The following is a 26,999-nucleotide window of genomic DNA, read 5'->3' as shown; positions in this document are numbered from 1 at the left end:
GCGCCGCGATTTGTTCGCGGCGCTTCTTTGTTGAGCATCTGCCCCGGCGTTTTGAGGGAGGTTATAGGGGTGCGCCTGTCGCCAACGCTTTCCAGTAGGGCTCCCGCTCGGCCTCCATGGCGAGATCGATCATGACGAGGGTGCCATTCCTGATGCGCCGCCGCATGATGTCTGCCCGGTCGGGTTCCGTTCGACAGACGCCCTGATCGTGAAGAGCCAGCAGGCGGGAGCGAGATATCTTCAACTCGCCGGCCAGCAACCGATCCAGGCGTATATTCGTGGGAAACGGGGCCATCAGTTCGATCTCGAGGCTCGTCCAGCCTGTGGTCTCGTGCCGTATCTCCTTGGCGATGTCGACTTCGGCGAACTCATCCACGCGCTGTGACTTGCGTCGCAGCGCATCAAGGTTGAATGTTTCCGACCGAATCCAGTCCGGATCGTTGGACTGCAGCGCGCCAAGAATCATTGGATCGATGTCACGGATGTTCCGGCGCTCGAAGATCGGCCGGTTCCATGTCCTTTCGCAGATCAGGCATTTGTAGATAAGCCAGGCGTCGAGCTTGCGACCGCTGGCATTGAGCCGGATCTTGCCGCTGGATCTGAAAGCTCTGAGACTTCCGCATCCGCTGCACGCAATCCATGGCTGCGGCGCCGTCCTGGGAGTGATGGTCCATCGGACCCGGAGTGTCTTGCACATATCGTCTTGGTCTTCCGTTCGGAAGTCCACCAAGATGGTGCATGAGAAGACCCTTGCGGGCGCGGTATGGCGATGTTGTGGGCGGCTGAAGAGCTGAGACAGCGGAGCTGCACATGGCACATGTTAACAATGCCAGACCGGTCTCTCGCCACCACCCGATGAACATGCTCGCATGCCGCCAGCGTGTCGCTTGCAGCAATACGGGTGAAACTGGAGTGAGACCGGTATTTACTTAGGCAAAGTCTACCTCGAATGCGCCGATGCTCTTCGACCTGATCGATAGCAAATGCTTGGCGAGTTAGGGAGCCCTCAAGGGGGGCGCCACCTGAAAGCCGCAGCACTGCGACTTTTATGCAACTTTGCGATGAGGGCCGAAGTGCAGCAACCGGATATGAGCGTTTTCCTACTTGTCGCGATTGACGCTCATTTCACCGAAGATGCGGGCAACTTCTTTTTGCAGTTCGGTATCGGCGCCGGTGATGGGGGCAAGTTCTGGATCGCGGCGCGGGAGGGTGGCTGGCTGCGGTGCGGCCTGGCGGGCCTGGTTTGACGGGACCGGCACGAGGCGCTCGGCTGTCAGATTGTTAGCCATTTCCTGTTCCAATACCCGCTGGAAATCATGGCGAATCGCCGCTGCCGAGTGCGCAGCCGCATCGTCCTCGGCCGTGGCCGGTACCGCGCGCGGCGCCGGCATGTCCGAGACGGAGACCTCGGGCTCGATGCGCTGCTGCGGCAGCACGCGCTGGCGGGCGGCATCCAGAATCTCGGCGGCGCTCGCGGTATCGCGAAATGGCGCCGGTTGCGCGGCGGCGGGAGCGGGGTGACGTTCCCCAGCGCGGGATTGGGGCGGCACAGGGCGGGGAGAATGATCGCGTTCGGCCGATGGAGGTGCCGTCACGGGTTCTGGTGGAAGCGGGCTGGTGGCCACCGGTGGCGGCACGATAGGTGGGGCCGAAGGCTCGGGCCGCGAACGCTGCTCCGGAGCGGCGGGCGCTGCGAAGGAGGGCTCGGCTGCCGGCTCGGCGCGGGGTGTGGTCGGCGCACGGGCCGCGGAAACAGGTGGTGTTTCCGGCCGCGGGACTGTTATCGGCCGCTCCGCGGCCGGCTCCGGGCGATAGACGCTTTCCGGCTGTTCGGCCGTCTCCGCCAGAATGCGGCTTTCGATGACGATATCGGTCGGGCCGCCGATCATGATGAGATGCTCGACATCGTCTCGGCGCACCAGCACCAGCCGGCGGCGGGCATCGACGGCGGCCGCATCCAGGACCTGCAGGCGGGGCTGACGGTTGCGGCCGCCGCGTACGAAGGGCGACGGAGCGCGGCCTCGGATCAGCCAAAGTGCGAGAATGAGCAGGAGGAGCGCCAGGCCGACGCCACCGGCCGCAAGCAGGAAATTGCTGCCATAGTCTGCGACAAGATCATCGAACATAGTCACTCACTCCATTTCACATTCGGCACATATTGACGACTTTTCCGTTTCTTAGGCAAGGGCCGCCGGTTCTGTCCAGCGATGCGCGAAGGCGATCTCGTGTCATGCCGAATTGCAGCTACGGGCTTCCTACGCGGGCATCAGGGCGCAGATGGCGCTCTTGCCTGTGAATTCAAGCGGTCTTGCCGGCGCCCGGTGTTTTTGCCGACGTGGCAAATTGCTAAGAAGAAAAGAGCGCCTGATTCCCGGTTCTTGTTTGTGCTACGAGGGGGGAGGGGCTTATGCGAGGAATACATGACGAAACCGCGTCAGGCCGACGACTATAACGCACCACTTGTGGATCGTGGGGGGCGTTCTGGCACGGTTTTGCGTATTCTTCTCCTTGCTCTCGTGCTGATCGCAGCCGCCGGCGCTTTTATCGTCTTCAAGCGAACGCTCGATAACGAGATGGTGCTCGGCGGTCTTGGCGTGCTTGCCATGGTCGGCATTTTCTTCCTGGTATCCTCCGTCATCGGCTTCATCGAAGTGATGCCGCAGCGCCAGTCCGACAGCCTCGCGCGCGCTTTCCTCAACAGTCACCCGGACGGCACGCTGATCACGGACGAAAAGGGCCGGATCGTCTATGCCAACGCCGCCTACGGTGCGCTCACCGGCGCGCGAAAGGCAACAGAAGTGCAGACTTTGGAAACACTGCTGTCGCGGCACCGCGAATCCAACGAGGCGCTCTACCGGCTGGTCAATGGTCTGCGCGAGGGCAAGGAAGGCCGGGAGGAATTCCGCCTGCTGCGCGCCATCGGGCCTGGCAGCAACAGCTCGGGCGCACATTGGTACCGGCTGAAGGTGCGGCTGCTGCAGCCGGAGGATGATGGCGGCAAACCACTGCAGATCTGGCAGATCACCGACATCACCGCCGAACGCGACGATCAGGAGCGCTTCTTCAAGGAGCTGCAGAATGCGATCGACTATCTCGACCACGCACCGGCCGGCTTCTTCTCCGCCGGCAGGAAGGGCGAGATCTTCTACTTGAACGCTACGCTTGCGGAGTGGCTGGGGCTCGACCTGACCAAGTTCCTGCCGGGCTCGATGTCGATCGGCGATCTGGTGGCGGGCGAGGGGCTGGCGCTGATCCAGTCGGTACAGGCCGAGCCAGGCCTTAAGAAGACCGTGACTTTGGATCTCGACCTGCGCAAGACCAATGGCCAGAGCCTGCCAGTGCAGATCATTCACAGCGTCACCTCGATGCGCGACGGCGCGCCCGGTGAAAGCCGGACGATCGTGCTGGCGCGCGGGAAGAGCAGCGAGAGCGGTCAATCCGCTTCGGCTGCCGCCATGCGCTTCACGCGCTTCTTCAACAATACCCCGATGGCGATCGCCTCGGTCGACGGCGACGGACGCATCCTGCGCACCAACGCGCCGTTCCTGAAGCTGTTTTCCGGCATCGTCTCGCGCGATGACCTGGAAAAGGCGCCGTATCTCGAAACGATAGTTCAGGAGAGCGATCGGCCGCAACTGGCCGCGGCGCTGGCGGCCGCCAAGGACCGGCAGAGTGACATTTCGCCACTCGACACCCGCACGCCAACCGACGAGGCGCGCTATTTCCGCTTTTATGTCAACGCCGTCATCGACCAGAGCGACGAGGCGCCGGAAGAGGCGGCGATCGTCTATGCCGTCGAGGTGACCGAACAGAAGGCGCTGGAAGCGCAGATGGCGCAGACGCAGAAGATGAACGCTGTAGGAACGCTCGCCGGCGGCATCGCGCATGATTTCAATAACGTGCTGACGGCGATCCTGCTTTCTTCCGATCATCTGCTGCTGCAGGCGCGTCCTTCCGATGCGAGCTTCGCCGATCTCATGGAGATCAAGCGCAACGCCAACCGCGCCGCGGTGCTGGTGCGCCAGCTGCTCGCCTTCTCACGCAAACAGACGATGCGGCCCTCGGTGCTGAACCTGACCGATGTCATCGGCGACCTGCGCATGCTGGTGGACCGGCTGCTCTCGGGCACCAACGTCAAGCTCGACGTGCAATATGGCCGCGATCTCTGGCCCGTCAAAACCGACCTTTCGCAGTTCGAGCAGGTGCTGATCAATCTCTGCGTCAATGCGCGCGACGCCATGCCCGATGGCGGCACTCTGACGCTGCGCACCCGCAACCTGACCGCAGCCGACGTCTCCGCCTTCAACTATTCATACATGCCGGCCGAGGACATGGTGCTGGTCGAGGTGGCCGATACCGGTACAGGCATCGCGCCCGAGATCATGGACAAGATCTTCGAACCATTCTTCACCACCAAGGATGTCGGTAAGGGCACCGGGCTTGGCCTCGCCATGGTGTATGGCATCGTCAAGCAATCAGGCGGCTACATCCAGCCGGAATCCGAAGTCGGCAAAGGCACGACCTTCCGCGTGTTCCTGCCACGCTACATTCCCGAGCCGGCGGTCGCGGCCGAGGCGGGATCGATCGACAATGCGATCAATGAAGTCGCCACCGCGCCCGAGGCGCCCCCCGCGCAGCAGCCGGAGGACCTGACCGGCTCGGCCGTCGTCCTTCTCGTCGAAGACGAGGAGGCGGTGCGCCGCGGCGGCAAGCGCATGCTGGAAACACGGGGGTACACTGTGCACGAGGCGGGCTCGGGCGTCGAGGCGCTGAGCATTATGGAAGAACTCGAGGGCAAGGTCGACATCGTCGTTTCCGACGTCGTCATGCCCGAAATGGACGGCCCGACGCTGCTGCGCGAATTGCGCAAGAGCTACCCCGACCTGAAGTTCATCTTCGTCTCCGGCTATGCCGAAGATGCCTTCGCCCGCAATCTGCCGCCGGATGCGAAATTCGGTTTCCTGCCGAAGCCTTTCTCGCTGAAGCAGCTCGCTGTTGTGGTCAAAGAGACGCTGGATAGCTGATCGGGTGATTGTGAGGGCTGCCGTGTGGCACACCCTCTCCGGAGATTGCCAAGCTGTAAGACCAGCCCGCCCGTCAAAAATCACTCACCAAGAGCCACGGCAATCTCCGCCGCAAGCCGCGCATTGTTCTCCACCAGCGCAATATTCGTCTTCAGGCTCTGGCCGTCCGTCAGGTCAAAGATCGTGCTCAAGAGATAGGGCGTCACCGCCTTGCCGGTGATTTCGTCGCGCTCGGCGCTGTCGAGCGCCCGTTCGATATAGATCTCCATCTCCTCGCGCGCGATCTCGTCGGCCTCGGGCACGGGGTTGGCGACGAGCATGCCGCCGTCGATGCCGAGCTGTTCGCGCACCGTCTGGAAATTGGCGATGGCCGCCGGACTGTTCAGCGACAGCGGGCTGCGGATGCCTGATGAACGCGACCAGAAGGCGGGGAATTCTTCACTCTCATAGGTAACCACGGGCACGCCGCGGGTCTCCAGCACTTCAAGCGTCTTCGGAATGTCGAGGATTGCCTTGGCTCCGGCGGAGACCACGATAACGCGGGTGCGCGCAAGTTCCTCGAGATCGGCTGATATATCGAAGCTTTCCTCGGCGCCGCGGTGCACGCCGCCGATGCCGCCTGTGGCAAAGACGCGAATGCCGGCGCGGGCGGCCGCGATCATCGTCGCCGCGACCGTGGTGGCGCCGGTGCGGCGTTCGGAGATCGCGAAGGCGAGATCGGCGCGCGACACCTTCATCACCTCTTTCGCCTTGGCAAGTTGCTCGAGTTCCGCAGCTTCAAGGCCGATATGCAGCGTGCCGTGGATGACGGCGATCGTCGCCGGCACCGCGCCCTGATCGCGAATAATTGTCTCGACGCTGCGCGCCATTTCGATGTTGCCGGGATAGGGCATGCCATGGGTGATGATCGTCGATTCCAGCGCCACCAGGGGCGCGCCGCGCTGCTTGGCGCTGGCGACCTCCTTCGAATAGGCGATCGGCAGAAGAGGGGAAATGGGCTTGGTCATGGTCTTGTCCTGTCGTCGATAGAGCGTGATGCCGAAAAATGCCGGCGGTGTTCGGAGGACATCATGCTCAACTCCTTAGTTAGGCGCTTCAATGCAGAATTCTCGCCACGGGAACAAGGGCAAGCGCTTCATTCAGGCCATCCGCGGTCAGATTTTCGTTGACGGCGTGCCGCGACTGAACGGTGAGCGCTGCCGCTGCTGCGCCATAGCGGACGGCTTCCTCGAGCGGTAGGCCTGTTATCAGGGCGGCAAGCGTGCCGGCGGCAAGCGAATCGCCTGCGCCGGTGACATCGGCGACGGCGTCGGCGACCGGCGGCTGCAGCGTGGCGACGCAGCCTTCACGAATCGCTACGAGCTCGCGCTGGCCTCGGGTGACGACAGCGCTCCTGATACCCATCGCCTTCAGCAGCGGAGCCCAGCCGGCCGCATCCTGCGGCTGTTGCCCGACGAGGACGGCGGCCTCGGCTTCATTGAGGAATAGGTAGTCGATATCCTTGATGGACGGCTTCAGCCTGACGACTTTCGCCGGCGAGATGGCAATGGCCCCAACTGGTTTGTCCAGGGAGTGTGCCTTCGCGACGATCGCCGTGATTGTCTCTTCCGGCAGATTGGCATCGACGAGAATGCAATCATGAGCGGCGAAGGCCTCTCGCACCCAGCGGATGGAAAGGCGCCGCGGCACGAAGAAGCGGTAGAGATCCATGTCGGCAAGGGCGATCACGAGGTCGCCGGTCTTCTCGATGATCGCGGTATAGCTCGGCGTCTTGCGGTCGAGGAAGACGAAGGGCCGGTCGTCGATGCCGGCGAAATCGGCAGCTTCGCCGACCATTTCGCCGAAGGGATCGCCGCCGCGCGGCGAGATCATTGTCACGTGAAAACCCAGTCTTGCAAGGTTGCGCGCCGCGTTAAAACCGCCGCCGCCCGGCTCCTCGAACCAGGTGCCGGGATTGCTGGCACCTGGCGCCGTTTCGCCGGAGATGCGGCCGCGCCGGTCGATATGGGCACCACCGAGAACGAGAATCTTTTTCATCAGCTTACCCGCTATGATAATGCGCGGAGGGCGAATCGATGCGTTCCGCCTGGCTGCGAAAAAGCCCGCGCATTTGGCCTAAGCCGTTGCTTTGCATCGATAAAACAAATGTAGAACACGGACCATTTTACCTTTTTCTTTCAAATGTTTGTTCGCCCATTGCGGGAATGGAACAAATAGGGTACAAACTCGACATTGCTTGAGCGGCTTCAATAACCTAAAGGTGGATCGGATGTCTCAGAATTCATTGCGGCTGGTAGAGGACAAATCGGTGGACAAAAGCAAGGCGCTTGAAGCGGCACTCTCACAGATAGAGCGGTCGTTCGGCAAGGGCTCGATCATGAAACTCGGTTCCAACGAGAACGTTGTCGAGATCGAAACTGTTTCGACGGGCTCGCTTGGCCTCGATATTGCACTCGGCATTGGCGGTCTGCCGAAGGGCCGTATCATTGAAATCTATGGACCGGAAAGCTCGGGCAAAACAACGCTTGCGCTGCAGACCATTGCGGAATCGCAGAAGAAGGGCGGCATCTGCGCCTTCGTCGATGCCGAACACGCGCTCGACCCTGTCTATGCCCGCAAGCTTGGCGTCGATCTGCAGAACCTCCTGATCTCGCAGCCAGACACCGGCGAGCAGGCGCTGGAAATCACCGACACGCTGGTGCGCTCCGGCGCCGTCGACGTTCTCGTCGTCGACTCGGTCGCCGCGCTGACGCCGCGCGCCGAAATCGAAGGCGAGATGGGCGACAGCCTGCCGGGCATGCAGGCCCGACTGATGAGCCAGGCGCTGCGCAAACTGACTGCTTCGATCTCCAAGTCGAACTGCATGGTGATATTCATCAACCAGATCCGCATGAAGATCGGCGTCATGTTCGGTTCGCCGGAAACGACGACCGGTGGCAATGCGCTCAAATTCTATGCCTCCGTGCGCCTCGACATTCGCCGCATCGGCTCGGTCAAGGAGCGCGAGGAAGTGGTCGGCAACCAGACCCGCGTCAAAGTTGTCAAGAATAAGATGGCGCCGCCCTTCAAGCAGGTCGAGTTCGACATCATGTATGGCGAAGGCGTATCGAAGACAGGCGAGCTCGTCGATCTCGGCGTCAAGGCTGGTATCGTCGAGAAGTCGGGCGCCTGGTTCTCCTATAACAGCCAGCGTCTAGGTCAGGGCCGCGAAAACGCCAAGACCTTCCTGCGCGACAATCCGGATCTCGCCCGCGAAATCGAGCTGGCGCTGCGCCAGAATGCCGGCCTGATCGCCGACCGATTCCTGCAGAATGGCGGGCCGGACGCCGATGACGGCGATGCCGCCGCGGAAATGTAATTTTCGCGCCTGATCTTGATCGGATATCTCAGCCGGCCGCATTCCCTCATCAGAATGCGGCCGGTTTTGTTTGTCGGCTGGACAGTGGCGGAGGCGAACGTTAAAAGCCGATGAATTTGTATTTACCGGCCTCGGGCAGCATTGAAGGGCATAGAATGAGCGGCGTGAACGATATCCGGTCGACCTTCCTCGACTATTTCAAGAAGAACGGCCACGAGATCGTTCCGTCGAGCCCGCTCGTGCCGCGCAACGACCCGACGTTGATGTTCACCAATGCCGGCATGGTGCAGTTCAAAAATGTCTTCACCGGCCTTGAAAAACGTCCTTATGCGACTGCGACAACCTCGCAGAAGTGCGTGCGCGCCGGCGGCAAACATAATGACCTCGATAATGTCGGTTATACCGCCCGTCACCTGACCTTCTTCGAAATGCTCGGTAATTTTTCCTTCGGCGACTATTTCAAGGAGAATGCGATCGAGCTTGCATGGAAGCTGGTGACTGAAGGCTTCGATCTGCCGAAGCATCGGCTGCTGGTGACCGTCTATTCCGAAGACGAGGAAGCAGCGGCGCTGTGGAAGAAAATCGCCGGCTTCTCCGACGACAAGATCATCCGCATCCCGACCTCCGACAATTTCTGGCAGATGGGCGATACCGGCCCCTGCGGCCCGTGCTCGGAAATCTTCATCGACCAGGGCGAGAATGTCTGGGGCGGCCCTCCCGGTTCGCCTGAGGAAGACGGCGACCGGTTCCTGGAATTCTGGAACCTAGTTTTCATGCAGTTCGAGCAGACCGAGCCTGGGGTTCGCAATCCGCTGCCGCGTCCTTCGATCGACACCGGTATGGGTCTGGAGCGCATGGCCTGCATCCTCCAAGGCGTTCAAAGCGTCTTCGAGACCGATCTTCTCCGCACGCTGACCGGCACCATCGAGGATACGATAGGCGTCAAGGCGGAAGGCAGCGCCAGCCACCGCGTCATCGCCGACCACCTGCGCTCCTCGGCCTTCCTGATCGCCGACGGCGTTCTGCCGTCGAACGAAGGCCGCGGCTATGTGCTGCGCCGTATCATGCGTCGCGCCATGCGGCATGCACAGCTTCTCGGCGCCAAGGAGCCGCTGATGTACAAGTTGCTGCCGGCGCTCGTGCAGGAGATGGGCCGCGCCTATCCTGAACTCGTGCGCGCCGAGGCGCTGATCTCGGAGACGCTGAAGCTCGAAGAAGGCCGCTTCCGCAAGACGCTGGAGCGTGGCCTGTCGCTGCTCTCGGATGCGACCACAGATCTCGGCAAGGGCGACATGCTGGATGGCGAGACGGCCTTCAAGCTTTACGATACCTACGGCTTCCCGCTCGACCTGACGCAAGACGCCCTGCGCGCTCGCGAGATCGGCGTCGACATCTCCGGCTTCACCGATGCCATGGAGCGCCAGAAGGCGGAGGCCCGCTCGCACTGGGCCGGCTCCGGCGAGAAGGCAACCGAAACCGTCTGGTTCGAGCTTCGCGAAAAGCATGGTGCAACCGAGTTCCTCGGTTACGACACCGAAGCCGCTGAAGGCGTGGTGCAGGCGATCGTCAGGGATGGCGCCGTTACGGAAGAAGTCAAAGCCGGCGACAAAGTGCAAATTGTCGTCAACCAGACGCCGTTCTACGGGGAATCCGGCGGTCAGATGGGTGATACCGGCGTCATTTCGTCCGACCACGGCAGGATCGAGATCTCAGACACGCAGAAGAAGGGCGAGGGCCTCTTCGTGCATTCCGGAGCCGTCGTCGAAGGTGCATTCAAGACCGGGGATGCTGTTGTTCTGACGGTCGACCATGCCCGTCGTTCGCGCCTGCGCGCCAACCATTCGGCAACCCACCTGCTGCACGAGGCGCTGCGCGAAGTGCTCGGCACGCACGTTGCCCAGAAGGGTTCGCTGGTTGCGCCCGAGCGCCTGCGTTTCGACGTATCGCATCCCAAACCTATGTCGGCCGAGGAACTTAAGGTCGTCGAGGACATGGCAAACGAGATCGTTCTGCAGAATGCCCCCGTCACCACCCGCCTGATGAGCGTCGACGATGCGATCGCAGAAGGCGCGATGGCGCTCTTCGGCGAGAAATACGGCGATGAGGTGCGCGTCGTTTCGATGGGCACGGGTCTGCATGGCGCGAAGACCGACAAGCCTTACTCGGTCGAGCTCTGCGGCGGCACGCATGTGTCGGCGACCGGTCAGATCGGCCTCGTCCGTATCCTCGGGGAAAGCGCAGTTGGCGCTGGCGTTCGCCGTATCGAAGCGGTGACCGGTGAAACGGCGCGTGAATATCTTGCCGAGCAGGACGAGCGCGTGAAGACGCTCGCGGCGTCGCTCAAGGTCCAGCCGGCGGAAGTCCTGTCGCGCGTCGAGGCGCTGATCGATGAGCGCCGCAAGCTCGAGAAGGAACTGGCCGATGCCAAGCGCAAGCTCGCCATGGGCGGCGGGCAGGGCGGCTCGGCTGATGCCGTGCGCGAAGTCGCGGGCGTCAAGTTCCTCGGCAAGGCGATATCGGGCGTCGACCCGAAGGATCTGAAGGGCCTTGCCGACGACGGCAAGACCAGCATCGGCTCCGGCGTCGTCGCCCTTGTCGGCGTGTCCGACGACGGCAAGGCGAGCGCAGTCGTTGCGGTGACGCCGGATCTCGTTCAGCGCTACAGCGCCGTCGATCTCGTTCGCATCGCCTCGGCCGCTCTCGGCGGCAAGGGCGGCGGTGGCCGCCCCGACATGGCCCAAGCCGGTGGCCCGGACGGCTCGAAGGCTGATGACGCCATCGAGGCCGTGGCTCTGGCGCTGGCCGGCTGATCGATCACACAGCGGAATATTCGAAAGGCGGGGCCTTGGCTTCCGCCTTTTTTGTTTTCGGCTTCCGCTGCAAGTTCCGCAAGCTTTGTCAAATCGAGATATGATTGTCTGCAGTCGATCGATTTGCAATAGGGCTTCGACATGGACAGCGGGCGATCTATGGCGAGACGCTGGCGGCCACCGTCAAGCGGCTCAGGCTGCATCGCGCGGCGGGCGAGATTGTCAGCACCGAGCTTGCTGTCAGCGAGATTGCGAAGCGATCCGGCTATCCCAATCTCCAATCCTTCAACCGCATCTTCAAAATCGGTCTACGGCATGCCGCCGGCGCGCTACCGGAACGAGGGAAGCCAAATAACGTTCCGACCCTCACCTAACGGAAAGACCACAGCCATGTTAGACGTTACCTTGCGGCAGATCGAGCCGACCGACTGATCGGCGTCGCCCATACCGGTTCCTACATGCAGATCGGCAAAGCCTTCGATACATTGTTCGGCACACTTTACGCCCGCGGCTTTGCCAAGCCGTATATGCGGATGATCGGCGTCTATCTCGACGATCCCGACACCGTGCCGGCCGCGAAACTACGCTCCATCGCCTGCGTCACCAGCACCCGTGGGTTGTCCACTGAAGCGCCGCTCGAGCGACGCACGATCGAGGGCGGCGACTATGCCGTCCTGCGCCACAAGGGTCCTTATGCGGGCATGTACATGGCCTATCAGTGGCTTTATTCCGAATGGTTGCCGAAATCGGGACGGCAGCTGAAGGACAGCGTCATGTTCGAGGAATATCTCAACAACCCGCGCGACGTGCCGCCGACAGAACTGATGACGGATATTCACGTGCCGCTTGCCTGACGGCTGCATCCCGGCGCGGCATTCTGGACGCCGCGCCGGGATGAGAGTCAGGCAGCCTGCATCGTTTTGCCGGCCTCGTCGTCCAGAGCGTTCGCCCGTTTGTAGGCCTCGCGCTCGCTGATGCGTCCGAAATAATCGATGAAGGCTTGGCGCTTCTCGATGCTGCCGAAGCCGAGGCCCCATCCGATATGAGCACCGACATAGACATCGGCGGCGGTAAAGCGCTCGCCGGTGACGTAGGTCGATTGGGAGACGGCCATCTCAAGTGTATTCATGACGTCGCCGAAACCGCCGCAGCCGGCCATGCGCAGGCGTTCTGTCGGAATTTCGAAGCCGAGCGCCTTCATCGTCACCGCCGATTCGAGGGGGCCGGCGGCAAAGAACATCCAGCGATAGTAGCGGGCGCGTTCTTCCGGCCGCGGCGCAAGGCCCCTTTCCGGGAAAGTCTCTGCCAGATAGGCACAGATCGCTGCGCATTCGGTAACGACGGTGTCGCCGTGGCGGATTGCCGGCACTTTGCCCATCGGATTGACGCGGAGATATTCCGGCGCCTTCATGGTTTCACCGAAAGTCAGCAGTTCCGTGCGATAGGGCTGGCCGATTTCCTCCAGCATCCAGCGCGCGATACGGCCGCGCGACATCGGGTTCGTATAGAATACCAGCTCTTCGGTCATGACGTCCTCCTCGTGTTCCCTTGGCTTTTCCATTGCCGTCGCCCGGAATCAATAGTGCGGCGAGACCTTTGTGCAAGGGGCTAAAGCGCCTTGCGGTATTGGATGAAACCCGAGCGCTCGGCGACCCTGTCATAGAGCTGCCGGGCCGCTGCATTCGTTTCATGCGTCATCCAGTAGAGCCTGCCTGCACCGTTCGCGCGCGCGAGGTCGGCGACTGCATCGATCAGTGCCGCGCCGGTGCCGAGCCCGCGCTGGCTGTCCTTGACATAGAGATCCTGCAGATAGCAGGTCCATTGCGGCAGCCAGCAGGAGCGGTGAAAGATGGCATGGACAATGCCCACCAGGCGACCGTCATCGTCGAAGGCGCCGAGCGCGTGCATCGGCTCGTCGGGATCGTGAAAGCGGGCCCAGGTAAGATCCGTCGTTTCAGGCGGGATGACGACTTCGTAGAAACGTTGGTAGGCAGCCCATAAGGGTTCCCAGGCGGCACGGTCGGAAGGTTGGAGCGGGCGTACACTTGCCGTCATTTTCAGCTCTCCCAATAAAAAACGGCGGGAGATCCCCGCCGTTTCAACGCTATTCCAAAAAGGCCAGCTTACGCCATGGCCTTCTGCAGGTTCTGATCGATCTTGTCGAGGAAGGCGGTGGTGGAGAGCCACGGCTGATCCGGGCCAATGAGCAGCGCCAGGTCCTTGGTCATAAATCCAGCTTCGACGGTGTCGACGCAGACCTTTTCCAACGTGGAAGCGAACTTGGCCAGCTCGGCATTGTCATCGAGCTTGGCGCGGTGGGCGAGGCCGCGGGTCCAGGCGAAGATCGAAGCGATCGAATTCGTCGAGGTTTCCTGACCCTTCTGGTGCTGACGGTAGTGGCGGGTGACCGTGCCGTGAGCGGCTTCGGCTTCGACCGTCTTGCCATCGGGCGTCAGCAGAACCGAAGTCATCAGGCCGAGTGAGCCGAATCCCTGGGCGACGGTATCAGACTGGACGTCGCCGTCGTAATTCTTGCAAGCCCAGACGTAGCCGCCAGACCACTTCAGGGCCGAGGCGACCATGTCGTCGATCAGGCGGTGTTCATAGGTGATGCCGACTTCCTTGAACTGATCCTTGAATTCCGTTTCGTAGACTTCCTCGAAGATGTCCTTGAAGCGGCCGTCATAGGCCTTGAGGATGGTGTTCTTGGTCGACAGGTAAACCGGCCACTTGCGCATCAGGCCATACATCATCGAGGCGCGGGCGAATTCGCGGATCGATTCATCGAGATTGTACATGGCCATGGCAACGCCGGCGCCCGGCGCGTTGAAGACTTCCTTCTCGATGACGGTGCCGTCTTCGCCGACGAACTTGATCGTCAGCTTACCCTTGCCGGGGAACTTGAAGTCGGTGGCGCGGTACTGGTCGCCGAAAGCGTGACGGCCGACGACGATCGGTTGCGTCCAGCCGGGAACCAGGCGCGGCACGTTGCGGCAGATGATCGGCTCGCGGAAGATGACGCCGCCGAGGATGTTGCGGATCGTGCCGTTCGGGCTCTTCCACATTTCCTTGAGGTTGAATTCCTTGACGCGGGCTTCATCCGGCGTGATCGTCGCGCACTTGATGCCGACACCGTACTTCTTGATGGCGTTCGCCGCGTCGACTGTGACCTGGTCGTTGGTGGCGTCGCGGTTCTCGACCGAGAGGTCGTAATAGTCGATGTCGAGGTCGAGATACGGATGGATCAGCTTGTCCTTGATGAGCTGCCAGATGATGCGCGTCATTTCATCGCCGTCGAGATCGGCGACGGGATTGGCGACCTTGATCTTCTTCATGTATCTGCCTCGTTAAGCTTGGAAGGGAACGTTGTCCCGGCTGGGTGATGTAATCCGGAGCGCTATAGCATTGTGAGCCGGGAACGCAAAGCTGCAACGGCCAGGCATGTGACGTTTTTGCCGCCATTGCCAAGTGCTGGAAAATGGCTAATCTCCGCGCCATAAGCCCGCCCGAGACCCGGACATTTGCCATGAAGAAGATCGCCGTTCTGGTCGCCGGCCTCGTTGCCGCCGTGTCCGTCGAACCTCGGCTTTCGCTTGCGGCCGATGCGGCTGAGCCGGTCAAGGAAATCATGGAGGACACGCAGAAGAACTGGGCGAGCGACGTCAATGACTGGATCGATATTTTCGAAGAAAGCATGCTCGCCCGGCTCTACAGCAAGGACTTCGGCGACAAATACAAGGCCGCCGCCCAGAACCCGGCGGCCGACGAAGATGGCATTTCACCCTTCGACTATGACGTGATCGTCAACGGCCAGGATGCCTGTCCGCTGCAGGACCTTTCCATCGAAAGCGGCCAGCCAGCAAACAACGCGACAGAGGTGACGGTGAAATTCAAGGCGGCGACCTGCATGGAAGGCGCACCCAACAAGGATGACTTCACGACTGTGCGTTTCGAGGTCATTGAGGAAAACGGCAAATCCGTCATCGACGACATCATGGTTCATGGGGAAGGGGGATTGGGGCCGACCTCGCTCAAGGAAATTATGGTGCTGATCGCCAGGGGCCAGTAGGCGCGCGATATCGAGATTCGGGAGGATGCTCGTCAGCCGTTTGATTTCCGCTCCCGCGACTGTATCTATCGATACTTCATGGCATGAGGGGCTCATGCACTTGTTTTCCCGTTTTCAGTTCCGCGACTGGCTGCTTGCCAATGATCCAGCGCTTTCGCGCCTGCGCATGGCCTCGCGAGTGACGCTGACGATCGTCCTCGTATTCCTGATCCTGCTTGCGATAAGCGCCTTCATCCTGCCGCTGCCGACGGCGGCCTTCGGCCTCGGCATCGTGCTGTCGATCGAAGGTGGAGTGGCGGTACGCGACAAGGGCAATGCGCGCCAGCTGGTGACGCGGCTGTTCGGCTGTGCCGCAAGCCTTATTGTCGTCGGCATTGCAGCAGGGCTGGAGGATCAGCGCGTTCTCTCCGACCTCGTTTTTCTCGTCATCATCCTGCTCGCATCGGCGGGCCGCGTGTTCGGGCCGCGCGGCTTTGCGATCGGCATGTTCGCCTTCACCTCCTACTTCATGGGGGCCTATTTCCAGCCGACGCTTGCCGAACTGCCTGAGGTGATGATCGGACCGGTCGTCTCCGTTCTTGTCGGCCATGTGGTAAGGACGGTGTTTCTACCTGATGATTGGCGCCGCGATCTGCTGCGCTCGCTCGAAAGTGTCAGCGGGCGGATCAATCAGATCCTCTTCAAACTCGCTGCCCTCGCCCGGAGTGGTGACATCGGCGATGCCGACCGGCAGGAACTGCGCCAGCTGGAAGACCGGCTGAAGGAAGTGGTGCTGATGGCCGAGACATTCATCCCGCGCCCGTCAGCGGGCGTCTTCGATGGCGCTTCCGATCCAGCTGCGGAGCTGGCGATCCGGCTTTTCGATGCGCATCTTGCCGCCGAAAGCTCTATCGTGCTGAGCTTCCAAAGCCCGCCGCCCTTTGCTGTCGTCCACGCTGTGATCGAGGCTGATGCGGCAGAACTCAAGAGATATGAGGGAACGACCGAGGCCAACAAGGATCAGCCGCAGGGCGAAACCGTAAGGGCGCTGCTATGGCTGGGGGAGACGCGGCGACACCTGACGGAGGCGATCAACAAGGGACGGGCCTCCGGTTTCTCCGGCATTGATGCGGCCAAAGATACAATTCAAGCTCAGCCGATCGATTTTTCCCTGGCCAATCCCCTGCTACGTTCAGCGCTGCAGATCACGCTCGCATCGGCGATCGCCATGGGCTTCGGTCTGCTCTTGTCCCGCGAGCGCTGGTTTTGGGCGGTGCTTGCTTCTTTCCTTGTTTTTACCAACACCAATTCGCGCGGCGATACAGCCATGAAAGCTTTGTCGCGGTCGCTCGGAACGGTGTTCGGCATCGCCATGGGCCTCGTACTGGCGACGTTGATTTCGGGCGAGCCGGGTATCGCTATCCCGGTCGTGGCCATATGCATCTTTCTCGCTTTCTACTTCCTGCAGGTTTCGTACGCGACGATGACCTTCTTCATTTCGATCGTGCTCTGTCTGGTCTACGGCATGACCGGCGTGTTGACGCTCGATCTGCTCAAACTGCGCATCGGGGAGACCATGATCGGCGCGGCGGCCGGAACGGCGGTTGCTTTCGTCGTTTTTCCGGCGCGCACCCGCGGCGCGCTCGATATGGCGCTCGCCCGTTGGTTCCAGGCGCTGCGCGAACTGCTTGGCGCAATCGGCGAGGGCAAGAGCGGTTTCGAGTTGATCGCATTGTCGCAGAAGATCGATTCCTGCTACCGCGATGTGACGGTGGCGGCCCGCCCGCTTGGCTCCTCCTGGTCGGTGGTGACGCGGCCCGGCCGGATCCGCCAGGCGTTGGCGATCTTTCTTTCCTGCACCTATTGGGCGCGCGTCCTGGCGAGGAGCTACGAAGCACCGCCTGCCAACAGCGATCAGAAGAGTTTGATCGCAGCGGATCTGGCGTTGATCGATGACGCGGCTCAGCGCGGCTCTACTTGCTTCTTCGTCAAACGCAATGCATCGCGGACGACGGGAAGGCACTTGCCACTCTCACGAGAGGGCGCCCGGGTGGGGCTCGAGATGATCGGTTCGGCACTGGAAAGGCTTTATCCGCAGGCCGACACCTTGCCGTTTGCGCCGAGCGAGGCTATTGCGCGCTCGAAACAGGGATAAGACCATGGCAGGCACGAACAGCGAGCGTCAACTTCTGGCCGAAGGGCCGGCCATTATTCTGGTCGAGCCTCAGATGGGCGAGAATATCGGCATGGTGGCGCGCGCCATGGCGAATTTCGGCCTCGCCGAGCTGCGTCTCGTCAATCCCCGTGACGGCTGGCCGAACGAGAAGGCGCAGGCAACCGCCTCCAAGGCCGATCACGTGATCGAGGCGACGAAGGTCTACGACACCCTGGAGCAGGCGATCGCCGACCTCAATTTCGTCTATGCGACGACGGCGCGCAGCCGCGACAACTATAAGCCGGTGCGCTCCCCGGTCTTTGCCGCGCAAACGTTGCGCACAAAGTTTCGGGCAGGCGAGGCAACGGGCATTCTCTTCGGTCGTGAGCGCTGGGGTCTGACCAATGAGGAAGTGGCGCTGGCTGACGAGATCGTGACCTTCCCGGTCAATCCCGCCTTCGCCTCGCTGAATATTGCGCAAGCCGTGCTTCTGATGTCCTATGAATGGATGAAGTCCGGCATGGAAGATCTGGAGGCCGTGCCGTTCCAAGCGCTCGAGCAGCGGCCTTCCACAAAGGAGCAGCTCTTCGGCCTGTTCGACCAGCTGGAAGAAGCGCTCGATTCACGCAACTATTTCCATCCGCCCTCGAAAAAGCCGAAAATGGTGGACAACCTTCGCGCTGTTCTCTCCCGCCGGGCGTTCACGGAACAGGAAATCAGCGTGCTGCGCGGCGTCATCTCCTCCCTCGACCGCTTTTCGCGCAACAGTCCGCGTAAAGGCGGTTTCACCAGATCCGGCAAGGAAGCGCCAAGCGATGACAGCGCCGACGAATGAGCTGAAGCCCGTCCTCGTCTTCGATTCAGGTATAGGCGGGCTGACCGTGCTGCGCGAGGCGCGTGTGCTGATGCCGGAGCGCGGCTTCATCTATGTCGCGGACGATGCCGGCTTTCCCTATGGAGGCTGGGAGGAGCAGGCGCTGAAGGAGCGCATCATCGGGCTCTTCGGCAAGCTGCTTCAGGAGCACGATCCAGAAGTCTGCATCATCGCCTGCAACACCGCCTTCACCCTTGTCGGCGCCGACCTGCGCGCGGCCTTTCCCCAAATGACCTTCGTCGGCACAGTGCCGGCGATCAAACCGGCGGCGGAGCGGACGCGCTCAGGCTTGGTTTCGGTGCTGGCGACGCCGGGGACGGTCAAGCGCGCCTATACGCGCGACCTCATCCAGTCCTTTGCGCAGCAATGCCATGTGCGGCTTGTCGGCTCGGAAAACCTTGCGCGCATGGCCGAAGCCTATATTCGCGGCGACGCGGTCTCCGACGAGGCCGTGCTTGCCGAGATCGACCAGTGTTTCGTCGAGAAAGAGGGGCACAAGACCGATATCGTGGTGCTTGCCTGCACGCACTACCCGTTCATGGCCAACCTCTTCCGCCGTCTTGCGCCTTGGCCGGTCGACTGGCTCGATCCGGCCGAGGCAATCGCGCGGCGCGCCCGCACGCTGGTGCCGCTGATCGCCGATGCCGTGCATCCGGATAATTTCGACTTTTCAGTCTTCACCTCAGGCAAGCCTGATTTTGCCACGCGGCGGCTGATGCAGGGATTCGGCTTGAGGGCATGAGCGGAATTGTCCTGTGGGTTGGCGAAATCCAGTCCTGAAAAACTGCGCATTCTTTGATAGACGGGGCGGTGCCGTTTCGGAAGAATGGCACTTCATTCGTGTGAGTCTCTTCGCCGCGAGGATCAGCATTGCAGGTTGGCATCGATATGGGATTGGCGTCCGGCAGCCCGGCGACGCTCGATATCGAGGAGCTGCTGGCGACCCGTCTGCTCGTGCAAGGCAATTCAGGCTCCGGCAAATCGCATCTCCTGCGCCGCCTGCTCGAGCAATCCGCCCAATGGGTGCAACAGGTCATCATCGATCCCGAGGGTGATTTCGTCACCCTTAGCGACAGGTTCGGTCATGTCGTCGTTGACGGCGAGCGCACCGAGGTGGAACTGGCAGGCATCGCCAACCGCATTCGCCAGCATCGCGTGTCTTGCGTGCTGACGCTCGAGGGCCTTGATATCGAGCAGCAGATGCGCGCTGCCGCTGCCTTCCTCAACGGCATGTTCGAAGCCGACCGCGAATACTGGTACCCGGTCCTGGTCGTCGTCGACGAGGCGCAGATGTTTGCGCCGTCGGTCGGCGGAGACGTCTCGGAAGATGCGCGCAAGATGTCGCTGGGCGCGATGACCAACCTGATGTGCCGCGGCCGCAAGCGTGGGCTTGCCGGGGTGATCGCAACGCAGCGGCTCGCCAAGCTCGCCAAGAACGTCGCGGCGGAAGCCTCGAACTTCCTGATGGGCCGCACCTTCCTCGATATCGATATGGCACGCGCCGCCGACCTGCTCGGCATGGACCGGCGCCAGGCCGAAATGTTCCGGGATCTGAAGCGCGGCAATTTCGTCGCTCTCGGGCCGGCCTTGTCGCGCCGGCCGCTGCCGATCCAGATCGGCGCGGTGGAGACTTCGGCGCGCTCCTCCAGCCCGAAGCTGATGCCGCTGCCGGACGCGCCGCAGGATGTCGAAGACCTGATCTTCACGCCCGACCCGGAGGAGTTCCAGCGCCCGCCCGTGCGCCGCGCGCCGCCGGCGCCGCGGCCGACGACCGATATCTTGGCCGAACTCTCGCGCTCGACGCAGGCCGCATCGCCAGCGCCGGTGGAGGCGAGGGCAAGTCAGGTTGAGATCTCTGCTGAGGAGCGGGAGGAGCGGCTTGCCGGTGTGCTTGCCGAAATACTCGACGATCCCGCATCCGCCTTCCGCACCGATTCCGTGCTCTATCAAGACTTTCTCGTCCGGCTGCGCATGCGCCGCGTGCCGGGTCCGCCGATCGCGCTGCCGGATTTCCGCCGGCGCGTGGCGATCTCACGCTCCGGCGTCGATGTGGCAACAGCTGCGAGCGATGAGTGGGCGACGGCACTGTCGCTGTCGGCAGGCGTCACCGACGATTTGCAGGGTGTCTTCCTGATGCTTGCCAAGGCCGCCGTCTGCGGCGAAGCGTGCCCGTCCGACGCGCGTATCGCACGTGCATACGGCACGCATTCGGCGCGGCGCGCCCGACGGCTGCTCGGTTATTTCGAGGAACAGGGGATCGTCGTCGTGCACACGGATTTCTCCGGCAAGCGCATTGTGGCGTTCCCCGACATGAATTGCCAAACGGCGCCTGGCGACGCGAACGCGCCCGACACGGGTGACCAGCCGTTGGCTGCGGAATAGTCGCGTTTTCGGGCTTTGGCGCAGTTGACATTTTCATGACGGGCCTCTAAAGACCGCGCCAAGCACCGGGCAGCAATGTCCGGTGTTTCATTTGACATGTCCCGTGGATCGTTTCTGTTCGCGTAACCGGAACATCCTGTCAGGCCTCGGAAGAGGTCAGAGGAGGGCGTGTTTCCTTCGCGCGGTTTGGCAACAAGCCGCCATAAACCTTTGAAAGGAAATACGATGAGCAAGCGCGAATCGTCCAAGTACAAAATTGACCGCCGTATGGGCGAAAACATCTGGGGTCGTCCGAAGTCCCCGGTGAACCGCCGCGAATACGGCCCGGGCCAGCACGGCCAGCGCCGCAAGGGCAAGCTGTCGGACTTCGGTGTGCAGCTGCGCGCCAAGCAGAAGCTAAAGGGTTACTACGGTGACCTGCGCGAGAAGCAGTTCCGCGCGATCTTCGCAGAAGCCGCCCGCCGCAAGGGCGACACCTCCGAAAACCTGATCGGCCTGCTGGAATCGCGTCTCGACGCGATCGTCTATCGCGCAAAGTTCGTCCCGACCGTATGGGCAGCCCGTCAGTTCGTCAACCATGGCCACGTGACGGTCAACGGCGTTCGTGTCAACATCGGTTCCTACCGCTGCAAGGCCGGCGACGTTATCGAAGTTCGCGAAAAGTCGAAGCAGCTGGTGACCGTTCTGGAAGCGGTGAGCCTCGCCGAGCGCGACGTTCCCGACTATATCGAAGTCGATCACAACAAGATGGTCGCCACCTACGCACGCGTTCCGACGCTCAGCGACGTTCCGTTCCCGGTTGTCATGGAACCGCATCTGGTCGTCGAATTCTATTCGCGTTAAGAAAACCCAGGCGTTTTCGCATATGGAAAAGCCGCTCTTTCGGGCGGCTTTTTTGTTATCCGGAGAGAAGCGATGGCGGACTTGCAGGCGACCCTCGACAGTATCTACAGCGATATCCTGCCGCGCATCGGCGAGGGCAAGGTCGCCGACTATATTCCAGAGCTTGCCAAGGTGGATCCGCGGCAATTCGGCATGGCGATCGTCACCGTCGACGGCCAGGTCCATCGCGTCGGCGATGCCGATATCGCCTTTTCGATCCAGAGCATATCCAAAGTCTTCATGCTGACCTTGGCGCTCGGGAAGGTCGGTGAGGGCCTCTGGAAGCGCGTCGGGCGCGAACCATCGGGATCGGCCTTCAATTCGATCGTGCAGCTCGAACATGAGAGCGGCATTCCCCGCAATCCCTTCATCAATGCCGGCGCGATCGCCGTCACCGACGTCGTCATGGCCGGCCATGCGCCACGCGAGGCGATCGGCGAGCTGCTGCGTTTCGTGCGTTATCTCGCCGATGACGAGGCGATCACCATCGACGACAAGGTGGCGCGTTCCGAGACGCAGACGGGATACCGCAATGTCGCGCTTGCCAATTTCATGCGCGCCTATCGCAATCTCGACCATCCCGTGGAGCACGTACTCGGCGTCTATTTCCACCAATGCGCCCTGTCGATGAGCTGCGAACAGCTGGCCCGGGCCGGGCTGTTCCTGGCGGCGCGCGGCAGCAATCCGATGACCGGCCACTCCGTGGTCTCGCCGAAGCGCGCGCGGCGCATCAATGCGCTGATGCTGACCTGCGGCCATTATGACGGCTCGGGCGACTTTGCCTATCACGTGGGCTTGCCGGGCAAGAGCGGCGTCGGCGGCGGCATCTTCGCGGTGGCGCCCGGCATTGCCTCTATCGCCGTGTGGTCGCCGGGGTTGAACAAGGTCGGCAATTCGCAGCTTGGCGCCGTGGCGCTCGAGATGCTTGCGGCCCGCACCGGCTGGTCGGTTTTCGGCGATTGAGGCTGTGTTGCCAGGCCGCTTTCTGCTATGGCAAGTTCACCTTCGATAGGACAAGCAATGAATATCGCAGCTAATATCGCGGATGAGCTCGAAGCGGACGACGGCGTTGGTCTTGCGCTCTTTGCCGATGCACCACGTTCGGTGTCCTTCAACAAGCTGCGCAAGCGCCTGCTCAGGCAAGTACGTCAGGCTTTCGACGATTTCGACATGCTGAAGGGACAGAAGCGCTGGCTGGTCGGCCTCTCCGGCGGCAAGGATTCCTACAGTCTGCTGGCGCTGCTGCTCGACCTCAAATGGCGCGGGCTGCTGCCCGTCGAGCTCATCGCCTGCAATCTCGACCAAGGACAGCCGAATTTTCCGAAGCATGTGCTGCCGGATTATCTGACAAGGATCGGCGTCCGGCATCGAATCGAATATCGCGACACCTATTCGATCGTGAAGGAAAAGGTGCCCGAAGGCGCCACCTATTGCTCGCTCTGTTCGCGGCTGCGGCGCGGCAATCTCTATCGCATCGCGCGGGAGGAGGGCTGCGACGCACTCGTGCTCGGCCACCACCGCGAAGATATTCTCGAAACCTTCTTCATGAATTTCTTTCACGGCGGGCGGCTTGCCTCGATGCCGGCAAAGCTTCTGAATGACGAGGGCGACCTGATGGTGCTTCGGCCGCTCGCCTATGCCGCCGAGGATGATCTTGCCAGGTTCGCGGCCGCCATGCAGTTCCCGATCATCCCCTGCGATCTCTGCGGCTCGCAGGACGGGCTGCAGCGCAATGCAATGAAGGACATGCTCGCCGACATTGAGCGGCGCATGCCTGGACGCAAGGACACGATGCTGCGGGCGCTTTCGCATGTGAACCCGTCGCATCTGCTCGATCCGAAACTCTTCGACTTTTCCAGCCTTGGTGTCACCGATCCTTTATGAAAGGCCGGCTAAGCAGGCTGGCTCTTTTGCATGAAGGACAGCAATTCGCATGACCATTTCAGATCAGGATATTCTCTTTCTCGACGAATGCGTAAAGGAGGCAGCGCGTGCGGAAATCATGCCGCGGTTCCGCAACCTCGGCGATACGGATGTTTTGGAAAAAACCTCGGCGACCGATCTGGTGACGCAGGCGGATCTGCTGGCCGAACACCGGATCACCGCCGCGCTGAAACAGCGCTTTCCCTCAGCACTCGTCGTCGGCGAAGAAGCCTATGACGCCGACAAGTCGGTGGTGCGGGCGCTTGCCGACGCAGAGCTTGCCTTCGTCATCGATCCTGTCGACGGTACGTTCAATTTCGCCGCCGGACTGCCCGTTTTCGGAACGATGCTTGCGGTTACCGTCCGGGGCGAGACCGTTGCCGGCATCATTCACGATCCCGCGCTTGGCGACACGGTGACGGCGATCAAGGGGGCGGGTGCCTTTCTGACACGCCGGGAGGGACAATCGAGCAGGCTCAAGGTGGCTGAGCCCGCCGCCATGAACCAGATGGTCGGCGGCATGTCGTGGGCCCATATGGAAGAGCCCGATCGCTCACGGATCTGCGCCAACATGGCGAAGGCGCGGATGACCTTCGCCTTCAACTGCTCGGCCTATGAATATTGGATGGTCGCGTCAGGCAAGATGCATTTCATCGGTCATGCGAAGCTGATGCCCTGGGACCACCTGGCCGGCGTGCTTGCGCACCAGGAGGCGGGCGGCCACACGGCGAAATTCGATGGCACGCCCTATCGTCCAGGCGAGACGACCGGCGGCATTATCTCTGCGCCTGATAAGGAAAGCTGGCAGCTGATTCGGCGCGAGATCGTCGGCATCTGAGTTGAGGTTTTAGCCGAAGTGATAGGATTTGATATGACAACAACCGTTGACGTGACCATTCTTGCGGATCTCTTGCGCCGCGCGGCTAAGGCCGAGGTCCTGCCCCGCTTCCGCCGGCTTGGCCGGGATGATGTGCGCGCCAAGAGCGAGGCGACCGATCTTGTCACCGAGGCCGACGAGCAGGCCGAGCGGATGATCAAGGCGGAAGCCCAGCGGCTCTGGCCGGACGCGCTGTTTCTCGGAGAAGAGTCTGTCGCGGCCGAGCCGACGTTGCTTGGCAGGCTTGCCGATGCCGATCTCGCGATCGTGGTCGATCCGGTCGACGGAACGTTCAACTTCGCCGCCGGCATTCCGGCCTTCGGCGTCATGGCTTCGGTCATATCAGGCGGCAAAACCATTGCAGGCATCATCTACGACCCGATGGGCGACGACTGGGTGATGGCGGAGAAGGGCGGCGGCGCCTGGCTGCGCAGGCCGGATGGCGAGGCGCAGCGACTGCGCGCAGCCGAGCCTGTCGCGCTCGACCAGATGGTCGGTATGGCTTCGACCGGCTACCTGCCGCGGGAGAAGCGCGCCGAGGTCCTTGGCAATCTCGCCAAGGTGCGTTTCCTCACCAACTACCGCTGTGCCGCTCACGAATACCGCACCCTTGCCGGCGGGCACGTACATTACCTGATGTACAACAAACTGATGCCTTGGGATCATCTTGCCGGAACGCTGATCTCGCAGGAGGCCGGCGCCTATGCCGCCCGCTTCGACGGCTCGTCCTACTTGCCGCAGCATCTCGACGGCGGACTGTTGATTGCGCCCGACAAGGCATCGTGGGACGTGCTGCGGCGTGAGGTGTTGACCCTCTGACAAGCCGACTGTCTCAAAGGCCGGTGGCGAATGTTGGTTTGCGGCAGGCTCTTGCAAGATCAGGCGTAGAACTTTTCCATCAGGAAGTTTTCCAGGCTCTGGCCGCGCTTCTCAACAATTTGGCCGGTCATCACTCGAAATCCTTTGCTTTCGAAAAACGGGCGGGCGGTTATGCTTGCCTCGGTGTAAACTCGCCTGAACCCCAGCCTGAGAGCCTCCTTCTCGGCTCTGCGCAATAGGCGGGTTGCCACGCCGATCCCTTGAAAGTCTGGGTGCACGAACATATGTCGAGACACCCGTCGCCGGTCAGGTCCGAAAACCCGACGGGCTGTCCGTCGATCTCCGCGATCCATCCAGGCCTGCTTATCCTTCTTTCCGCCCATAGAGCGCGATCCTCGAACTCTCGCCCAAGCCTCGATCTGGGCCGCGGAATAGTCGTGCGACGAGACCTCCCGGATGGCGCGCAGAAAAATCTCGATCGTCGCATCAACGTCACCTGGCGCATAAGGCCTGATCACAATCCGCTCGTCCATCCGGGAATACCTTCGATCGATCCGGCGCAACTGGCTCAGAAATGGGCGGCGCCCGGATCGAGTTGCGGACTGTCGCCGGGATGGGTGAAGAGCTTGCCGTTCTCAGCCCACAGCGTGGCTGCGATCGTCAGCAGGCCGAACAGCGCGAAGCCGCCGAAGAGTGGCTGCACGGTGCCGTTGAACATCTGGCCCACCAGCCCGCCGAGGATGGCGCCAAAGGTCGTCGAGACGAAGCCGGTAATAGCGGTCGCCGTACCGGCGAGATTGCCCATCGGCTCGAGGCTGATGGCGGTGAAATTGGTGGCAATCACCGCAAACATCATCAGGACGATGGTGAAGATACTGTAGGCGACGGTGAAATCCGGCTTGCCGGCCAAGGCGATGACGAAGCCGAGCGCCGACAGCGCCGTGAAGACCAGCAGCGCGGCGTGCGAGATGCGGCGCATACCAAATCTGCGGACGAAGAAGCCGTTGGCAAAATTGGCGACGGCAATGCCGCCGGCGGTGGCCGCAAACGCGATCGGCAGCCAGTCGCCTAAGCCATAGACCTCGCCGAAAACCTGCTGCACCGAAATCACATAGGCGCTGATAACGCCGGTGAACATGGTCAAACCGATCATGTAGCCGCAAGTGATGCGGTTGGTGAGCACGGTCTTGAATCCGTCCGCAACAGAGCCGACCGACAGCGGCAGGCGTTCTTCGGGAGGCAGCGATTCCTTCAACCGCAGAAGAGCCCAAACGAACAGGATGCTGGCGACGATGCCGAGCAGGATGAAGATCCAGTGCCAGTCGGCATAGAGGATGATGAGCTGGCCCACCGACGGGGCGACGATCGGCACGATCATGAAGACGATCATGACATAGGACATGACGCGGGCCATTTCGCGACCGCCGAAGCAGTCGCGAACGATGGCCATGGTGGTGATGCGCACGGCGGCGCCACCCACGCCCTGGACGAAACGCATGAGGAGAAGCATTTCGAAGCTCCCGGTTGCGGCAGCGGCAAACATCGCGACCACATAGCAGGCAAGGCCGCCGAGCAGGATATTGCGGCGGCCGAACGTGTCGGAAAGGCTGCCGAAGAATATCTGCGAGACGCCGAAGCCGAGGAAGAACACGCCGATGATGAGCTGGGCGTCGTTGGTGTTGGTGACGCCGAGGGAATGTCCGATATTGGGCAACGCCGGCAGCATGCTGTCGATTGCCATGGCAATGCTGGCGGTCATGATGGCGATGGTGATGACGAATTCGCCGAAGCCCATGCCGATGCGGCGGGACCCCTGGTTTTCCTGGTGCGGTTTATGCGGCGTCATG

At 61.8% G+C, this 26,999-nt stretch carries 21 protein-coding genes and 2 pseudogenes; 14 read left to right on the top strand and 9 right to left on the bottom strand.

The genetic code is table 11. From position 1 onward, the window contains the following. Positions 1-61: 61 nt before the first annotated feature. A complete protein-coding gene (locus FFR93_RS26200; protein ID WP_138395303.1) occupies positions 62-697 on the bottom strand; it encodes a DUF1062 domain-containing protein in 636 nt (211 codons plus the stop codon). Positions 698-1,100: 403 nt separating this feature from the next. Then, on the bottom strand, positions 1,101-2,126 hold the full coding sequence (locus FFR93_RS26195; RefSeq protein WP_171049261.1) for a flagellar biosynthetic protein FliO: 1,026 nt from the start codon (positions 2,124-2,126) through the stop codon (positions 1,101-1,103). Between the two features lie 294 nt (positions 2,127-2,420). On the opposite strand from FFR93_RS26195, the gene FFR93_RS26190 reads away from it, so the two are divergent. Continuing rightward, positions 2,421-5,024, top strand: a complete 2,604-nt coding sequence (locus FFR93_RS26190; RefSeq protein WP_138395301.1) for a PAS domain-containing sensor histidine kinase — start codon at positions 2,421-2,423, stop codon at positions 5,022-5,024. A gap of 80 nt (positions 5,025-5,104) precedes the next feature. On the opposite strand, the gene FFR93_RS26185 is transcribed toward FFR93_RS26190, so the two are convergent. Then, a complete protein-coding gene (locus tag FFR93_RS26185) occupies positions 5,105-6,031 on the bottom strand; it encodes a pseudouridine-5'-phosphate glycosidase (RefSeq protein WP_138395300.1) in 927 nt (308 codons plus the stop codon). 88 nt (positions 6,032-6,119) lie between these two features. Further along, a complete protein-coding gene (locus FFR93_RS26180; protein ID WP_138395299.1) occupies positions 6,120-7,064 on the bottom strand; it encodes a carbohydrate kinase family protein in 945 nt (314 codons plus the stop codon). 229 nt (positions 7,065-7,293) lie between these two features. Here FFR93_RS26180 and recA point away from each other — a divergent pair, with 229 nt between their 5' ends. The 3 genes and pseudogenes from recA to FFR93_RS26165 all read left to right on the top strand — a co-directional run bounded on the left by recA (position 7,294) and on the right by FFR93_RS26165 (position 12,046). Then, positions 7,294-8,382: a recombinase RecA gene (gene recA / locus FFR93_RS26175; protein WP_011425583.1), complete on the top strand. Its 1,089-nt coding sequence runs from the start codon at positions 7,294-7,296 to the stop codon at positions 8,380-8,382. 155 nt (positions 8,383-8,537) lie between these two features. Further along, on the top strand, positions 8,538-11,192 hold the full coding sequence (gene alaS / locus FFR93_RS26170) for an alanine--tRNA ligase (RefSeq protein WP_138395298.1): 2,655 nt from the start codon (positions 8,538-8,540) through the stop codon (positions 11,190-11,192). A gap of 104 nt (positions 11,193-11,296) precedes the next feature. Continuing rightward, a pseudogene (locus FFR93_RS26165) lies at positions 11,297-12,046 on the top strand (GyrI-like domain-containing protein). A 47-nt stretch (positions 12,047-12,093) separates the two neighbouring features. On the opposite strand, the gene FFR93_RS26160 reads toward FFR93_RS26165, so the two are convergent. The 3 genes from FFR93_RS26160 to FFR93_RS26150 all read right to left on the bottom strand — a co-directional run bounded on the left by FFR93_RS26160 (position 12,094) and on the right by FFR93_RS26150 (position 14,527). Continuing rightward, positions 12,094-12,720: a glutathione S-transferase family protein gene (locus FFR93_RS26160; protein WP_138395297.1), complete on the bottom strand. Its 627-nt coding sequence runs from the start codon at positions 12,718-12,720 to the stop codon at positions 12,094-12,096. A gap of 80 nt (positions 12,721-12,800) precedes the next feature. Further along, positions 12,801-13,247 (bottom strand): GNAT family N-acetyltransferase, encoded by a 447-nt coding sequence (locus tag FFR93_RS26155; protein WP_064705133.1) that lies wholly within the window; start codon positions 13,245-13,247, stop codon positions 12,801-12,803. Positions 13,248-13,315: 68 nt separating this feature from the next. Further along, positions 13,316-14,527: an NADP-dependent isocitrate dehydrogenase gene (locus FFR93_RS26150; RefSeq protein WP_064705132.1), complete on the bottom strand. Its 1,212-nt coding sequence runs from the start codon at positions 14,525-14,527 to the stop codon at positions 13,316-13,318. A gap of 191 nt (positions 14,528-14,718) precedes the next feature. Between FFR93_RS26150 and FFR93_RS26145 the strand changes: the two genes are divergently transcribed. From FFR93_RS26145 to FFR93_RS26100, 10 genes are all read left to right on the top strand, one after another. Then, positions 14,719-15,261 carry a hypothetical protein gene (locus FFR93_RS26145; RefSeq protein WP_138395296.1) on the top strand — a complete coding sequence of 181 codons (543 nt, stop codon included), beginning with the start codon at positions 14,719-14,721 and terminating at the stop codon, positions 15,259-15,261. 94 nt (positions 15,262-15,355) lie between these two features. Next, positions 15,356-17,395, top strand: a complete 2,040-nt coding sequence (locus FFR93_RS26140; protein ID WP_138395295.1) for an FUSC family protein — start codon at positions 15,356-15,358, stop codon at positions 17,393-17,395. Positions 17,396-17,399: 4 nt separating this feature from the next. Then, positions 17,400-18,230, top strand: a complete 831-nt coding sequence (locus FFR93_RS26135) for an RNA methyltransferase (RefSeq protein WP_064705129.1) — start codon at positions 17,400-17,402, stop codon at positions 18,228-18,230. Next, positions 18,211-19,011, top strand: a complete 801-nt coding sequence (gene murI / locus FFR93_RS26130; RefSeq protein ID WP_064705128.1) for a glutamate racemase — start codon at positions 18,211-18,213, stop codon at positions 19,009-19,011. The genes FFR93_RS26135 and murI overlap by 20 nt, the downstream gene beginning before the upstream one ends. 128 nt (positions 19,012-19,139) lie before the next feature. Beyond that, positions 19,140-20,651, top strand: a complete 1,512-nt coding sequence (locus FFR93_RS26125; protein WP_138395294.1) for an ATP-binding protein — start codon at positions 19,140-19,142, stop codon at positions 20,649-20,651. A 225-nt stretch (positions 20,652-20,876) separates the two neighbouring features. Then, positions 20,877-21,494 (top strand): 30S ribosomal protein S4, encoded by a 618-nt coding sequence (gene rpsD / locus FFR93_RS26120; RefSeq protein ID WP_064705126.1) that lies wholly within the window; start codon positions 20,877-20,879, stop codon positions 21,492-21,494. Between the two features lie 72 nt (positions 21,495-21,566). Then, positions 21,567-22,496 carry a glutaminase gene (locus FFR93_RS26115; protein WP_138395293.1) on the top strand — a complete coding sequence of 310 codons (930 nt, stop codon included), beginning with the start codon at positions 21,567-21,569 and terminating at the stop codon, positions 22,494-22,496. 57 nt (positions 22,497-22,553) lie between these two features. After that, positions 22,554-23,417: a tRNA 2-thiocytidine(32) synthetase TtcA gene (gene ttcA, locus FFR93_RS26110; protein WP_138395292.1), complete on the top strand. Its 864-nt coding sequence runs from the start codon at positions 22,554-22,556 to the stop codon at positions 23,415-23,417. Between the two features lie 49 nt (positions 23,418-23,466). Next, positions 23,467-24,294, top strand: a complete 828-nt coding sequence (locus FFR93_RS26105; protein WP_138395291.1) for an inositol monophosphatase — start codon at positions 23,467-23,469, stop codon at positions 24,292-24,294. A 33-nt stretch (positions 24,295-24,327) separates the two neighbouring features. Continuing rightward, entirely contained in the window at positions 24,328-25,152 is an 825-nt protein-coding gene (locus FFR93_RS26100) for an inositol monophosphatase family protein (protein ID WP_138395290.1), read from the top strand. Positions 25,153-25,211: 59 nt separating this feature from the next. On the opposite strand, the pseudogene FFR93_RS26095 reads toward FFR93_RS26100, so the two are convergent. Both FFR93_RS26095 and FFR93_RS26090 read right to left on the bottom strand, forming a co-directional pair. Then, a pseudogene (locus FFR93_RS26095) lies at positions 25,212-25,685 on the bottom strand (GNAT family N-acetyltransferase). A gap of 35 nt (positions 25,686-25,720) precedes the next feature. After that, entirely contained in the window at positions 25,721-26,998 is a 1,278-nt protein-coding gene (locus tag FFR93_RS26090) for a multidrug effflux MFS transporter (RefSeq protein ID WP_064712629.1), read from the bottom strand. Position 26,999 lies beyond the last annotated feature (1 nt).

This window comes from Rhizobium sp. MHM7A, from assembly GCF_005862215.1.
Taxonomy (GTDB): Bacteria; Pseudomonadota; Alphaproteobacteria; order Rhizobiales; family Rhizobiaceae; genus Rhizobium; species Rhizobium bangladeshense.
This window is presented reverse-complemented; position numbering and strand designations above follow the sequence as displayed.

Coding starts and splice junctions, on each gene's coding strand:
- FFR93_RS26105 (WP_138395291.1), top strand. CDS start 23,467: ATGACCATTTCAGATCAGGATATTCTCTTTCTCGACGAATGCGTAAAG.
- FFR93_RS26185 (WP_138395300.1), bottom strand. CDS start 6,031: ATGACCAAGCCCATTTCCCCTCTTCTGCCGATCGCCTATTCGAAGGAG.
- murI (WP_064705128.1), top strand. CDS start 18,211: ATGACAGCGCCGACGAATGAGCTGAAGCCCGTCCTCGTCTTCGATTCA.
- FFR93_RS26115 (WP_138395293.1), top strand. CDS start 21,567: ATGGCGGACTTGCAGGCGACCCTCGACAGTATCTACAGCGATATCCTG.
- rpsD (WP_064705126.1), top strand. CDS start 20,877: ATGAGCAAGCGCGAATCGTCCAAGTACAAAATTGACCGCCGTATGGGC.
- FFR93_RS26090 (WP_064712629.1), bottom strand. CDS start 26,998: ATGACGCCGCATAAACCGCACCAGGAAAACCAGGGGTCCCGCCGCATC.
- FFR93_RS26155 (WP_064705133.1), bottom strand. CDS start 13,247: ATGACGGCAAGTGTACGCCCGCTCCAACCTTCCGACCGTGCCGCCTGG.
- recA (WP_011425583.1), top strand. CDS start 7,294: ATGTCTCAGAATTCATTGCGGCTGGTAGAGGACAAATCGGTGGACAAA.
- FFR93_RS26140 (WP_138395295.1), top strand. CDS start 15,356: ATGCACTTGTTTTCCCGTTTTCAGTTCCGCGACTGGCTGCTTGCCAAT.
- ttcA (WP_138395292.1), top strand. CDS start 22,554: ATGAATATCGCAGCTAATATCGCGGATGAGCTCGAAGCGGACGACGGC.
- FFR93_RS26135 (WP_064705129.1), top strand. CDS start 17,400: ATGGCAGGCACGAACAGCGAGCGTCAACTTCTGGCCGAAGGGCCGGCC.
- FFR93_RS26150 (WP_064705132.1), bottom strand. CDS start 14,527: ATGAAGAAGATCAAGGTCGCCAATCCCGTCGCCGATCTCGACGGCGAT.
- FFR93_RS26160 (WP_138395297.1), bottom strand. CDS start 12,720: ATGACCGAAGAGCTGGTATTCTATACGAACCCGATGTCGCGCGGCCGT.
- FFR93_RS26145 (WP_138395296.1), top strand. CDS start 14,719: ATGAAGAAGATCGCCGTTCTGGTCGCCGGCCTCGTTGCCGCCGTGTCC.
- FFR93_RS26100 (WP_138395290.1), top strand. CDS start 24,328: ATGACAACAACCGTTGACGTGACCATTCTTGCGGATCTCTTGCGCCGC.
- FFR93_RS26195 (WP_171049261.1), bottom strand. CDS start 2,126: ATGTTCGATGATCTTGTCGCAGACTATGGCAGCAATTTCCTGCTTGCG.
- FFR93_RS26200 (WP_138395303.1), bottom strand. CDS start 697: ATGTGCAAGACACTCCGGGTCCGATGGACCATCACTCCCAGGACGGCG.
- alaS (WP_138395298.1), top strand. CDS start 8,538: ATGAGCGGCGTGAACGATATCCGGTCGACCTTCCTCGACTATTTCAAG.
- FFR93_RS26190 (WP_138395301.1), top strand. CDS start 2,421: ATGACGAAACCGCGTCAGGCCGACGACTATAACGCACCACTTGTGGAT.